The organism is Citrobacter sp. Ce129 (assembly GCF_030334545.1).
GTDB classification, from domain to species: Bacteria; Pseudomonadota; Gammaproteobacteria; order Enterobacterales; family Enterobacteriaceae; genus Citrobacter; species Citrobacter europaeus.
In genome coordinates this window covers 386,566-398,638 of the sequence record NZ_JAOWDS010000051.1, presented here as the reverse complement: position 1 = coordinate 398,638, position 12,073 = coordinate 386,566, and the positions used below count along the sequence as shown (strand labels likewise).

The 12,073-nt window shown below is 52.1% G+C and carries 13 protein-coding genes; 7 read left to right on the top strand and 6 right to left on the bottom strand.

Annotation, left to right across the window (positions count from 1 at the left end; all coding sequences use genetic code 11):
- Window positions 1–9: 9 nt before the first annotated feature.
- Together lpxH and ppiB are read right to left on the bottom strand one after the other, a co-directional pair.
- The gene (lpxH, locus tag OGV77_RS03910; RefSeq protein ID WP_075145044.1) at window positions 10–732 is read right to left on the bottom strand and encodes a UDP-2,3-diacylglucosamine diphosphatase; all 723 of its coding nucleotides are present in this window, start codon (window positions 730–732) and stop codon (window positions 10–12) included.
- A gap of 2 nt (window positions 733–734) precedes the next feature.
- The gene (gene ppiB, locus OGV77_RS03905) at window positions 735–1,229 is read right to left on the bottom strand and encodes a peptidylprolyl isomerase B (RefSeq protein ID WP_003021875.1); all 495 of its coding nucleotides are present in this window, start codon (window positions 1,227–1,229) and stop codon (window positions 735–737) included.
- Between the two features lie 173 nt (window positions 1,230–1,402).
- On the opposite strand from ppiB, the gene cysS reads away from it, so the two are divergent.
- Window positions 1,403–2,788 carry a cysteine--tRNA ligase gene (cysS, locus tag OGV77_RS03900; protein WP_043015475.1) on the top strand — a complete coding sequence of 462 codons (1,386 nt, stop codon included), beginning with the start codon at window positions 1,403–1,405 and terminating at the stop codon, window positions 2,786–2,788.
- Between the two features lie 89 nt (window positions 2,789–2,877).
- On the opposite strand, the gene OGV77_RS03895 is transcribed toward cysS, so the two are convergent.
- The 3 genes from OGV77_RS03895 to folD all read right to left on the bottom strand — a co-directional run bounded on the left by OGV77_RS03895 (window position 2,878) and on the right by folD (window position 4,605).
- Window positions 2,878–3,402 carry a metal-dependent hydrolase gene (locus tag OGV77_RS03895; RefSeq protein ID WP_087051610.1) on the bottom strand — a complete coding sequence of 175 codons (525 nt, stop codon included), beginning with the start codon at window positions 3,400–3,402 and terminating at the stop codon, window positions 2,878–2,880.
- 122 nt (window positions 3,403–3,524) lie between these two features.
- Window positions 3,525–3,737: a ribosome-associated protein YbcJ gene (gene ybcJ, locus OGV77_RS03890; protein ID WP_075145042.1), complete on the bottom strand. Its 213-nt coding sequence runs from the start codon at window positions 3,735–3,737 to the stop codon at window positions 3,525–3,527.
- Window position 3,738: 1 nt separating this feature from the next.
- On the bottom strand, window positions 3,739–4,605 hold the full coding sequence (folD, locus tag OGV77_RS03885; RefSeq protein WP_003021887.1) for a bifunctional methylenetetrahydrofolate dehydrogenase/methenyltetrahydrofolate cyclohydrolase FolD: 867 nt from the start codon (window positions 4,603–4,605) through the stop codon (window positions 3,739–3,741).
- A gap of 575 nt (window positions 4,606–5,180) precedes the next feature.
- Here folD and fimA point away from each other — a divergent pair.
- From fimA to sfmF, 6 genes are all read left to right on the top strand, one after another.
- Complete coding sequence (gene fimA / locus OGV77_RS03880; RefSeq protein ID WP_043015478.1) at window positions 5,181–5,735, top strand: type 1 fimbrial major subunit FimA; 555 nt, start codon at window positions 5,181–5,183, stop codon at window positions 5,733–5,735.
- Window positions 5,736–5,812: 77 nt separating this feature from the next.
- Complete coding sequence (gene fimI, locus OGV77_RS03875; protein WP_047412895.1) at window positions 5,813–6,346, top strand: type 1 fimbrial protein subunit FimI; 534 nt, start codon at window positions 5,813–5,815, stop codon at window positions 6,344–6,346.
- Window positions 6,347–6,387: 41 nt separating this feature from the next.
- On the top strand, window positions 6,388–7,080 hold the full coding sequence (gene fimC / locus OGV77_RS03870; RefSeq protein WP_047412892.1) for a type 1 fimbria chaperone FimC: 693 nt from the start codon (window positions 6,388–6,390) through the stop codon (window positions 7,078–7,080).
- Between the two features lie 7 nt (window positions 7,081–7,087).
- Complete coding sequence (locus OGV77_RS03865; RefSeq protein WP_087051609.1) at window positions 7,088–9,709, top strand: fimbrial biogenesis usher protein; 2,622 nt, start codon at window positions 7,088–7,090, stop codon at window positions 9,707–9,709.
- A gap of 4 nt (window positions 9,710–9,713) precedes the next feature.
- Window positions 9,714–10,721, top strand: coding sequence for a type 1 fimbria D-mannose specific adhesin FimH (gene fimH, locus OGV77_RS03860; protein ID WP_043015482.1), 1,008 nt, complete (start codon window positions 9,714–9,716; stop codon window positions 10,719–10,721).
- Window positions 10,722–10,755: 34 nt separating this feature from the next.
- Window positions 10,756–11,250, top strand: a complete 495-nt coding sequence (gene sfmF, locus OGV77_RS03855; RefSeq protein ID WP_087051608.1) for a fimbria assembly protein — start codon at window positions 10,756–10,758, stop codon at window positions 11,248–11,250.
- Window positions 11,251–11,299: 49 nt separating this feature from the next.
- Here sfmF and fimZ read toward each other — a convergent pair whose 3' ends face one another.
- The gene (gene fimZ / locus OGV77_RS03850) at window positions 11,300–11,932 is read right to left on the bottom strand and encodes a fimbria biosynthesis transcriptional regulator FimZ (RefSeq protein WP_043015484.1); all 633 of its coding nucleotides are present in this window, start codon (window positions 11,930–11,932) and stop codon (window positions 11,300–11,302) included.
- Window positions 11,933–12,073: the final 141 nt, after the last annotated feature.

Here is a 12,073-nt window from a genome sequence, read left to right as displayed (position 1 = left end):
TCTGCAGAATTAAAACGGAAATGCGATCAGTTCAACGTCGTGTGGTGTGACCTTGATCATCGAACCTTCGCTGTGCCATGCGCCTAATACCACGCGGAAAGCAGGTTGCTCATTGGCAGTAAGTTCGTGGACCGCCGGGCGGTGGGTATGGCCGTGAATTAACCACTGAACCTGATGTTTTTCCATCTCAGCGATAACGGCCTGCTGATTCACATCCATGATCTCCAGCGACTTGCTGCTGTTGGCCGCTTTGCTGTTGGCGCGCATTTTCGCAGCGATTCGCTGGCGAACGAACAGCGGCAGGGCGAGGAACAGTTTCTGTAACCAGGGTTGATGCACTTTGGCGCGAAATGCCTGATAGCCCGCGTCGTCGGTGCATAAGGTGTCGCCATGCATGATCAGCACCCTGCGGCCATACAGGTCGAGCACTTTTTCTTCGGGAAGCAAGGTCATGCCGCTCTCACGGGCAAAACGTTTGCCGAGCAGAAAATCACGGTTGCCGTGAATAAAAAAGCAGGGAACGCCGGAATCCGCCAGCGATTTTATCGCCGCGGCCATTTCATGATGCAGCGGATTAGGATCGTCGTCGCCAATCCAGGCTTCAAACAGGTCACCGAGAATGTACAGCGCATCGGCCTTTCGCGCATCGCCGGCTAAAAAACGCAGAAAACCGGCGGTGATCGCCGGTTCTTCTGTGCAGAGGTGAAGATCTGCAATAAACAGTGTCGTCACGATTACTCGCTGACGGTCACGTTTTCGATGATGACGTCTTCTTTAGGCACATCCTGGTGCATACCGCTGCGACCGGTGGAAACGCCTTTGATTTTATCAACCACGTCCATGCCTTCAACAACTTCAGCGAACACGCAGTAACCCCAACCCTGCATGCTTTCGCCGGAGAAGTTCAGGAAGTCGTTGTCTGCAACGTTGATGAAGAACTGTGCGGTTGCGGAGTGCGGAGCCTGAGTACGCGCCATCGCCAGCGTACCACGGGTGTTTTTCAAACCGTTGTTCGCTTCGTTTTTGATCGCTTCTTTCGTGGCTTTTTGCTTCATGCCTGGCTCGAAACCACCGCCCTGGATCATGAAACCGTTAATAACACGGTGGAAAATGGTGTTGTTGTAAAAACCTTCGCGGCAGTAGTCCAGGAAGTTTTTAACTGTTTCAGGCGCTTTATCATCAAACGTTTTGATTACGATATCGCCGTGATTAGTGTGGAAAGTAACCATTTTTGCATCCTGTTCCGATAGATTGGTGCTTCGACCCCGTCAAGGGTCAGAGTTAGGGGTGTGTTATAGCATAACCGCAAGCTGCGATCACCTCGCAAAGTGTGCTGCTTCCGGTCTAAATTATGGGTATTATACAGACTTTACTATCCACACACGTCTACACGGAATCTTCGATGTTAAAAATCTTTAATACACTGACGCGCCAAAAAGAGGAATTCAAACCTATTCATGCCGGGGAAGTCGGCATGTACGTGTGTGGTATTACCGTTTACGATCTCTGTCATATTGGTCACGGACGTACCTTTGTTTCTTTCGACGTCGTCGCGCGCTATCTGCGCTTCCTCGGCTATAAGCTGAAGTATGTGCGCAACATTACCGATATTGATGACAAAATCATCAAGCGCGCGAATGAAAACGGCGAAAGCTTTGTGGCGTTAGTCGACAGAATGATCGCGGAAATGCATAGCGATTTCGACGCGCTGAATATTCTGCGCCCGGACCTGGAGCCGCGCGCTACACACCATATCGCTGAGATTATTGAAATCACTGAACAGCTGATTGCCAAAGGTCACGCTTACGTGGCTGATAACGGCGACGTGATGTTCGACGTGCCGACTGACCCGAATTACGGTCAACTATCACGTCAGGATCTGGAACAGTTGCAGGCGGGTGCGCGCGTTGACGTGGTTGATGTGAAGCACAACCCTATGGACTTCGTGCTGTGGAAAATGTCCAAAGAAGGCGAGCCGAGCTGGCCGTCTCCGTGGGGCGCAGGCCGTCCGGGTTGGCACATTGAGTGTTCGGCAATGAACTGCAAACAGCTGGGCAACCATTTCGATATTCATGGCGGCGGTTCAGACCTGATGTTCCCGCACCATGAAAACGAAATCGCTCAGTCCACCTGCGCGCATGACGGTGAATACGTCAATTACTGGATGCACTCCGGGATGGTAATGGTTGACCGCGAGAAAATGTCCAAATCGCTGGGCAACTTCTTTACCGTGCGCGACGTACTTAAGTACTACGACGCCGAAACCATCCGCTACTTCCTGATGTCGGGTCATTACCGTAGCCAGTTAAACTACAGCGAAGAGAACCTGAAGCAGGCGCGTTCTGCGCTGGAGCGTCTGTATACCGCGCTGCGCGGCACCGACAAATCCGTTACTCCTGCTGGTGGCGAAGCCTTTGAGGCGCGCTTTATTGAAGCGATGGACGATGACTTCAATACGCCGGAAGCCTACTCAGTACTGTTTGATATGGCGCGTGAGGTTAACCGTCTGAAGGGTGAAGATATGGCGGCGGCGAACGGCATGGCTGCGCATCTGCGTAAGCTTTCCAGCGTGCTGGGACTACTGGAACAGGATCCAGAAGCGTTCCTGCAAAGCGGTGCGCAGGCGGATGACGGTGAAGTTGCTGAAATTGAAGCGTTAATCCAACAGCGTCTGGACGCCCGTAAGGCGAAAGACTGGGCGGCAGCCGACGCCGCGCGTGACCGTCTCAACGAGATGGGCATCGTGCTGGAAGACGGCCCGCAGGGCACCACCTGGCGTCGTAAGTAACTCTCTATTGCCGGATGGCGTCTAACGCCTTATCCGGCCTACGATGTAATGATCGGTAGGCCTGATAAGCTTAGCGCCATCAGGCACTATTAATGACGTCTATACCACCACAGCACACCCATCATCATCACTCCCGGTAGCCACACCCATAATAATTCCGAAATAATCACCTGGTGCCCGTAAGGGGTCGCGTAGCGTGATAGCGCAAACGGGGCGACTTTAATCACCTGCCACGGCGCGAAGAAGCGTTCATCCGACCACGGCCACAGCCAGCCAACGCCTTTGCCGCCGGTGGTGACCGAATCCAACAGACTGTGCGACAGCAGTGATACCGTCAGGAATAGCCAGCAGCGAATCAATCCCGCCTTAAACCATCGTCGGCCAATCACTACGCAAAACAGCGGCACGACAAAAGCAAACAGCAGGGAGTGGGTAAAACCACGGTGACCAAACACGTTGCCGTAGGCGACGCCAAGTTTAAAAGACAGTACGTCGGCGTCCGGCAGCATAGCCAGAATGACGCCTGTAAACAGTAATCGCGGGGGGATGACTTTAAGTCCGAGACCTAACCCTAAACAGAGCGGAACGGCTGCGTGCGTGACGATAGTTGGCATGATGATCGCTTCATGTGGAAAAACAACATGCTAACAGTTCACTGTGAAGCGGCGGTGAAGTCATTATCTGAAAAAGAGAGGGGAGGTGGCCGGACAAGGAATGACCTTATCCGGCACCGGGATCACTCTACGACGTTAATGCTGTGGCCTTCAAAGCTGACGGTCTGACCGGCAACGATTTTGCAGCGTTTACGCGTTTCAACAGCGCCATCGACCTTCACTAACCCTTCGCCAATAGCAATTTTTGCCTGAGCACCGCTTTCGCTCCAGCCTTCCAGCTTCAGCAAATCGCAGAGTTCAACGTGTGGGTGTTTACCCAGTGAAAATGTGGCCATTTTAAACGTCCTTTACATCATGATATTCAACACACGCCTGCAGCGTGTTTTCGATAAGTGTGGCGACCGTCATTGGGCCTACGCCGCCGGGTACCGGCGTGATATATGACGCGCGTGCGGCAGCATCTTCAAAGACCACATCGCCAACAACTTTACCATTCTCCAGACGGTTGATGCCGACATCAATCACAATCGCACCTTCTTTGATCCACTCGCCGGGTATAAAGCCAGGTTTGCCGACGGCAACAATCAGCAGGTCAGCATGTTCAACATGGCGGCGCAGATCTTTGGTGAACCGGTGGGTGACGGTGGTGGTGCAGCCTGCCAGCAGCAGCTCCATGCTCATCGGGCGACCAACAATATTCGACGCGCCAATGACGACCGCATTCAGACCGTAGGTGTCGATGTTGTAACGTTCAAGCAGGGTTACAATGCCGCGTGGGGTACACGGACGTAGGCGTGGCGCACGCTGGCACAGGCGACCGACGTTATACGGGTGGAAACCGTCAACGTCTTTATCCGGCGCAATACGCTCCAGCACTTTAACGTTGTCGATACCCGCAGGTAACGGCAGCTGTACCAGGATACCGTCGATGGTGGTATCTGCATTGAGCGTATCGATCAGCTCAAGAAGCTCCGCTTCGCTGGTGGTTTCAGGCAGGTCATAGGAGCGGGAGACAAACCCCACCTCGTCACAGGCTTTGCGTTTACTCGCAACATAAATCTGCGAAGCCGGGTTGCTACCTACCAGCACAACAGCCAGGCCTGGGGCGCGTAATCCAGCCGCTAAACGCGCCTGAACTTTTTGAGCAACCTCAGAGCGCACCTGCTGCGCAATCGTTTTACCGTCAATAATCTTTGCTGCCATCAGAGAGAGGATTCCGTCTGTTACGTTAAACCGAAGGGGATGCCGCTATTTTGTCAGAAGCGGGACGTGCTGTCAGTTTTCGTTTGCGTTTTTACGTGCGATAGGAGGCGTTACTGTCGGCGAAAGGGGTCAGGTCAGAGGCTAAAGCCTTACGGGTAATTAATGAGCATGCTAATTAAAGTTAACGTGAATGAAACAATTCATCACCCTGGTCTTTTCATGGGTAATATGTCGCAAACCAGTCTGTTACGCTTAATTTTGGGTGATTTTACCTCATTTTCACCCAGATTTTTCCTGGGGCCTATTAAGAATTAGCCAGGGCCATTAAAAGGAATTGCAGGTATTTTTCATTAATTGAAATGTTTAATTTATCGCTGTGACGAATAGTCATATTCGCGAAGATAAATTAGTGAATCAAATACTCAGGAGAGTTGGGGTAAACGGTTAGCTAATTCTCTTGCGAGATATATCTTTACAGGATGCAGAGATAATTAGCCTGACATTTAATGTCGATAATGAGTCAAACGGATCCCGCAGGACGCCGGAGCCGGATGTGTGTAATTCAAGGGAAATCCATGAAACGTAAATTAATGACCTCTTCTGTTATTGCCAGCCTGATGTTAGTCGCAGGTGCGGCGGTTGCGGCCGATCCGGTAAGCGTTAGCGGCGGAACTGTGCATTTTGAAGGTGAACTGGTCAATGCAGCCTGTGCAGTCAGTACTCAGTCATCCGATCAGGTTGTCACCTTAGGCCAGTATCGTACTGCAAGTTTTGCCGCAGTGGGTGATACGACGGCACAAATTCCGTTCTCTATCGTCCTGAACGACTGTGACCCGAAAGTTGCCGCAACCGCAGCCGTTGCTTTCTCTGGTCAGTCTGATATTACCAATAACAACCTGCTGGCCGTCACTTCTGCAGACAACGGTACTACTGCCAGCGGCGTCGGGATTGAAATTCTGGACAATACGTCCACCGCGCTGAAGCCGGATGGAGCCACCTTCTCTACCGCTCAGGCGCTGGTTGAAGGGACCAACACCCTGCGTTTCTCTGCGCGTTATAAAGCCACTGCTGCAAGCGCAACGCCGGGTCAGGCAAATGCTGACGCGACGTTCATCATGAAGTACGAATAAGCCGTTTTGATTTGCGCAAGGATGCAGTACGCCTCATTGGATGAGGCAATATCCGGGGATGATGAAGGATGCGGCAGATGATAGGGAAAGGCGTGGCGCTGGCGGGAATGCTGTGCGTAATGCCCGTGTTTGCACATACGGTAATACTGGAAAGTGGCCGCGTCCACCTACGCGGGCAACTGGTCAACGGAGCCTGTACGGTCGCCACTGACAGTCAGAATATGCGGGTGCAAATGGGGCAATATCGCACCAATGCTTTCTCCGGGACGGGAAGCTTTGCCTCTACCAGCGTACCGTTTTCACTGCGTTTAACCTCGTGCAGTTCTGATGTCTACGACCATGTTGGGATTGCGTTTGCGGGCGTGACGCCAGCGGAAGATCCGCAGGTTTTCCTTGCCAGCGGCGATGCTTCTGCGGCTTCGGGGATCGGTCTGGCGTTATTTGACGAGCGCCAACGGCAAATTATTCCAAATGCGCTGCCGCTTCATTATGCGCCGATTATAACGCAAGAGATGACGTTTCATTTCACTGCTCGTTATCGGGCTGTCTCGGAAAATATAACGCCGGGAATGCTTCGTTCAGACGTGTGGTTTACGTTGGTTTATCCCTGATTTATTTCCCAACGATAATCGCATCAAAGGTATTTGTAGCTATGTCTAATTATCTGAAATCAGGTTTTATCCTTTTACTGGCCTTATTTTCTGCTGCCAGTGTTCAGGCTGCCGGCGGTATTGCATTAGGCGCCACTCGCGTTATTTATCCGGCTGATGCCAAACAAACATCCCTATCTATCAGCAATAGCGATACCAAAGAGCGTTACCTGGTAAATTCCTGGATTGAGAATAGCGCAGGCGTTAAAGAAAAATCATTTGTGGTTACGCCTCCACTGTTTGTCAGCGAGCCCAAAAGCGAAAATACGCTGCGTATCATCTATGCCGGCGAACCGCTGCCCAAAGATCGTGAGTCTCTGTTCTGGATGAATGTGAAAGCCATTCCGTCAGTCAATAAAAACAGCCTTGAGGGCAAAAACGTTCTGCAACTGGCGATTCTGTCACGTATCAAACTTTTCGTCCGTCCGAATAATTTGCCGCAAATCCCGGAAGATGCGCCTGGGATGCTGACGTTTTCCCGTTCCGGTAACCACCTGAAAATCAATAATCCGTCAGCGTATTACGTCACATTGGTCAATCTCAATGTGGGGAAAACAAAGGTCGATAACGTGATGGTTGCGCCGAAAAGCGATGCGCAGATCCAACTACCAACGGGCGTTCAGGGCAACGTCACGTTCCAGACGGTCAATGATTATGGCGCTGTGACTCCGGCCAAAACGGTTAGCGTGCGTTGAGATAACGATGAATAAGACAACGTATTTTCCTGGCCTGTTACCGGGGGTTACGCCACCGCTGGCAGGGGTGGCGTTGTCCACGCTGGTGGCGCTCTTTCCCTCTTTAAGCCATGGGGAAAGCTATTTTAATCCGGCCTTTTTATCTGCGGATACGGCAACCGTGGCGGATTTATCACGCTTTGAAAAAGGCAATCACCAGCCTGAAGGCGTTTATCGCGTGGATATCTGGCGCAACGATGAGTTTGTGGCCACTCAGGATATTCGTTTTGCGACCAGTGCGGGAAAAGCCGGGGAGAAGTCTGGTGGGCTGATGCCGTGTTTTGGACTCGACTGGGTGAAACGCCTTGGCGTCAATATCGCCGCGTTTCCGGCACTCAGTAAGGACCCGAACGATACCTGCATCAATCTGCCTGAAGCGATTCCAGGCAGCGAGATTGCATTTGATTTTTCTACCTTGCGCCTCAACGTCAGCCTGCCGCAAGCGTCGATGTTAAACAGCGCGCGTGGCTATATCCCACCTGAAGAGTGGGATGAAGGGATCCCAGCTGCGCTGGTTAACTACAGTTTTACCGGCAGTCGCGGCAGTGATGCGGACAGCTATTTCCTGAGTATGCTCAGTGGTCTGAACTATGGCCCATGGCGGTTGAGAAATAACGGCGCGTGGAGCTATTCCAAGGGCGATGGATACCATTCACAAAGCTGGAAAAACATCGGTACATGGCTTCAGCGCGCGATTATCCCGCTGAAAGGCGAACTGGTGATGGGCGACAGCAACACCGGCAACGACGTTTTTGACAGCGTCGGGTTTCGCGGTGCGCGGCTCTATTCCTCAGACAGTATGTATCCTGACAGCTTACAAGGCTATGCGCCTACCGTTCGCGGCATTGCGCGTACCGCAGCGAAACTGACCATTCGTCAGAATGGCTATGTGATTTATCAAAGCTATGTTTCACCCGGCGCGTTCTCGATAACCGATCTCAACCCGACGTCATCCAGCGGTGACCTTGAGGTCACTGTGGATGAGAAAGACGGCAGTCAGCAACGCTATACGGTGCCGTACTCAACGGTTCCCTTATTACAGCGAGAAGGGCGTTTCAAGTATGACGTGGTCGCCGGGGATTTTCGCAGCGGCAATAGCCAGCAATCCTCACCGTTCTTTTTCCAGGGAACATTAATTGCCGGGTTACCAGAAGGCTACACCGCATATGGTGGTACGCAGTTGGCTTCACGCTACACCGCGATGGTTTTAGGCACTGGTCGAAATCTCGGGGACTGGGGGGCGGTTTCTGTCGATCTTACCCACGCGCGTAGCCAACTGGCGGATGACAGTACGCACCAGGGGCAGTCTTTGCGTTTCCTGTATGCGAAATCGTTGAACAATTTTGGCACTAACTTCCAGCTGTTGGGGTATCGCTACTCAACGCGTGGCTTCTATACCCTCGATGACGTCGCGTACCGCAGTATGGAAGGCTATGAGTACGAATACGACAGTGAGGGCAATCGCCACGACGTGCCCAATGTGAAGAGCTACCACAACCTGAGCTACAGCAAAAAAGGTCGTTTCCAGATAAACATTTCGCAGAATCTGGGGGATTACGGATCGCTGTATGTCTCGGGTAGTCAGCAAACGTACTGGAATACCTCAGATACCAATACCTGGTACCAGGTAGGCTATGCCAGTGGCTGGCAGGGGATTAGCTATTCACTCTCCTGGTCGTGGAATGAATCGGTTGGCATCTCCGACACCGACCGTATTCTGGCGTTCAATATGTCAGTCCCGTTCAGCCTGCTGAGCGGGCGGCGCTACTCGCGTGACAACGCCCTCGATCGCACCTACGCCACCTTTAATGCCAACCGCAATAGCAACGGACAAAATAGTTGGCAGAGCGGAGTCGGCGGTACGCTGCTGGATGGACGCAACCTGAGCTACAGCGTGAATCAAGGGCACAGTAGCTCCAATGGCTATAGCGGAAACGCCAGCGCCAACTGGCAGGCGACCTATGGCACGCTGGGCGTGGGATACAACTATGACCGCGACCAGCATGACTACAACTGGCAACTCTCCGGCGGCGTGGTGGGTCACGCGGACGGCATTACGCTCAGTCAGCCTCTGGGCGATACCAACGTGCTGATTAAAGCACCTGGTGCGCAGGGGGTGCGGATAGAAAACCAGACCGGCGTTCAAACCGACTGGCGTGGATACGCGGTGATGCCGTATGCCACCGTCTATCGCTATAACCGCGTCGCGTTAGACACCAATTCCATGAACAACAATACCGATGTGGAAAATAACGTCAGCAGCGTAGTCCCAACGCAAGGGGCGTTGGTGCGGGCGGCGTTTGATACGCGAATCGGCGTGCGGGCACTGATTACCACGAAATATGCCGGTAAACCCGTGCCGTTTGGTTCCGTTGTGCGGGAGAACACCAGCGGCGTGACCAGTATGGTGGGTGAAGACGGGCAAATTTATCTCAGTGGTCTGCCGCTAAAAGGCGAGTTGCTGATCCAATGGGGAGAAGGCGCAAAAGCTCGCTGCACGGCGCGCTATGCCTTGCCTGAAGAGAGCCTGAAACAGGCGGTGACGATCACGAACGTGACGTGCGAATCCCCAACGGCACGACAGGAATAATACGATGAAACGACAAACGGGTTTGTTACTGGGAAGTGCTTTACTGCTGATGGCCCATTCGTCCTGGGCGACGGTCTGCCAAAACTCGAATGGCACACCAACGGATGTTTTTTACGATCTGTCGAACGTGTTTAACAGCAGCAACAACCAGCCGGGTCAGGTCGTGACGTTACCGGAAAAATCGGGCTGGGTTGGCGTTAATGCCACCTGTCCGGCTGGGACAACGGTAAATTACACCTATAGAAGCTATGTGACTGAACTGCCGGTTCAAAGTACCGAGGGTGGATTTCAGTACCTGAAGCTCAATGACTACCTGCTGGGGGCCATGAGCATCACCGACAGCTACGCCGGGTTGTTTTATCCTCCGCGTAATTATATCCGCATGGGGACTCACCCTAACGTATCTAAGCAGCAGCCTTTTGGCGTAATGGATTCAAAGCTGGTGTTTAAACTCAAAGTGATCCGCCCGTTTATTAACATGGTGCCGATCCCCCGGCAGACGATGTTCAGCGTTTATGTCACGACCAGTACCGGAGATGCGTTAAGCACGCCGGTTTACACCATCAGCTACAGCGGCAAGGTGGAGGTTCCACAAAACTGTGAGGTGAACGCCGGACAGATTGTCGAATTTGATTTTGGTGATATTGGCGCATCGCTGTTTAGCAAGGCGGGGGCGGGAAACCGGCCAGAAGGCATTAATCCGCAGACCAAAACGGTGGCGATAAAATGCACCAACGTCGCCGCACAGGCCTACTTAACCATGCGTGTAGAGGCCGAGAAAGCCACCGGGCAAATGATGGTTTCTGATAACTCAGATTTAGGATTTATTGTCGCCGACGGCAATGGCAGACCGCTGACGCCTAATAATCTGTCCAGCACGATTCCGTTTCAACTGGACGACAACGCCGCGGCAAGCGTGGGCATTCGGGCATGGCCGGTCAGCGTGACGGGCAATAAGCCCACCGAAGGACCCTTTACAGCCCGTGGCTATCTGCGAGTGGATTATGACTAACAAGCAAACGCCCGCCGCAGGGACACTCCTGGCAATGGTGTCTCTGCTGACATTCAGTTCGTTGTGCCATGCCGCTTCGTCGCTGGGAGAAATCAATATTGAACTGCGCGGTAACGTGGTGGACTTTACCTGTGCGGTAATTGCCAGCGACAGCAACAAGTCTGTGGAGCTAGGCACCTGGCCGACAAAGCAGCTTCAGACCAGTGGAGAGACCACGCAACCTGTCGCGTTTACGCTGAAGCTGGAAGGCTGCCCGCCTGGATCCGCTTCGATAACGTTTTCCGGAACACCGGCCCCAGGCACGACGTTGCTGGCGCTTGATGACGCGGTGATGGCGCAAAAGGTGGCGATCGAATTGCATGACAGCGATCGCACGCGATTGCCGCTCGAACAGGCCAGCCAGACCGTGGGGATTGATGAGAACGGCAATGCCACGCTGACCTTTTTCGCCAACTATATCGCGTTAGCAGACGGGGTTCAGCCTGGTCTCGCCAGGGCTGATGCCACGTTTATGATTAACTATAACTAATCAATGCGCTGACAAAACACTCCCGAACGACATCTCGCCGGGAGTGTTATTACATTAATTCATGCATTTTTGCGTAATCAATCAGCTCCACTATGGTGTGTAATCCGAGCTTGGAGTAGATATTCGCCTTGTGAGCGCTAATCGTTTTATTGCTGAGTAACAACTGCTCAGCAATTTCCTTATTGGACAGCCCGTTTGCCAGATAACGCAAAACGGTAACCTCGCGGTTAGAGAGCGGCATGTCATTCAAGACGCCTTTCTGTGCATTTATATTGTTAATGAAATTAAGGGTATCCGAAGGGAAAAAAGAATATCCCGATAAAATCATTTTTACCGCATTGTAGATATCATTGAGATCCTTTCGTTTACTGACAAAACCATTTGCACCGGCCCTGATAGCACGCCCGGCATAAAATGACTCAGATTTTGAGGACAGAAACAGTACCCGAGTTTTCTCCTGCAATGACTTTATTCTTTTGAGTAATGTAAACCCATCAGAGCCAGGTAGTTCAATATCCAGAATGACAAGATCGACCGGGTGCGTGCGCAGGTGTTCTATTGCCGTACGGCTGTCATCGGTTTTCAGCACTACTTGAATATTACTGTTTTTCTCAAGTAGTACTTCTATCGACATTCTGACAATAGGGTGTTCGTCCATAATGATAACGGATGCTGGTTTCATTGTTGTATGCCTCAAACTGTTTGCGTATCTTGCGAATTTGATAAAACATCAGGCGTTATAATATTGTCAAATAGCCAAGAATTGTTCTGAGGGAGAGCCGAATAAATATTATTTCATCCTTGCTTATTCGGTTGTTCTTCT

Coding starts and splice junctions, on each gene's coding strand:
- fimI (WP_047412895.1), top strand. CDS start 5,813: ATGATAGGGAAAGGCGTGGCGCTGGCGGGAATGCTGTGCGTAATGCCC.
- OGV77_RS03895 (WP_087051610.1), bottom strand. CDS start 3,402: ATGCCAACTATCGTCACGCACGCAGCCGTTCCGCTCTGTTTAGGGTTA.
- folD (WP_003021887.1), bottom strand. CDS start 4,605: ATGGCAGCAAAGATTATTGACGGTAAAACGATTGCGCAGCAGGTGCGC.
- ppiB (WP_003021875.1), bottom strand. CDS start 1,229: ATGGTTACTTTCCACACTAATCACGGCGATATCGTAATCAAAACGTTT.
- fimA (WP_043015478.1), top strand. CDS start 5,181: ATGAAACGTAAATTAATGACCTCTTCTGTTATTGCCAGCCTGATGTTA.
- fimZ (WP_043015484.1), bottom strand. CDS start 11,932: ATGAAACCAGCATCCGTTATCATTATGGACGAACACCCTATTGTCAGA.
- cysS (WP_043015475.1), top strand. CDS start 1,403: ATGTTAAAAATCTTTAATACACTGACGCGCCAAAAAGAGGAATTCAAA.
- OGV77_RS03865 (WP_087051609.1), top strand. CDS start 7,088: ATGAATAAGACAACGTATTTTCCTGGCCTGTTACCGGGGGTTACGCCA.
- fimC (WP_047412892.1), top strand. CDS start 6,388: ATGTCTAATTATCTGAAATCAGGTTTTATCCTTTTACTGGCCTTATTT.
- ybcJ (WP_075145042.1), bottom strand. CDS start 3,737: ATGGCCACATTTTCACTGGGTAAACACCCACACGTTGAACTCTGCGAT.
- sfmF (WP_087051608.1), top strand. CDS start 10,756: ATGGTGTCTCTGCTGACATTCAGTTCGTTGTGCCATGCCGCTTCGTCG.
- fimH (WP_043015482.1), top strand. CDS start 9,714: ATGAAACGACAAACGGGTTTGTTACTGGGAAGTGCTTTACTGCTGATG.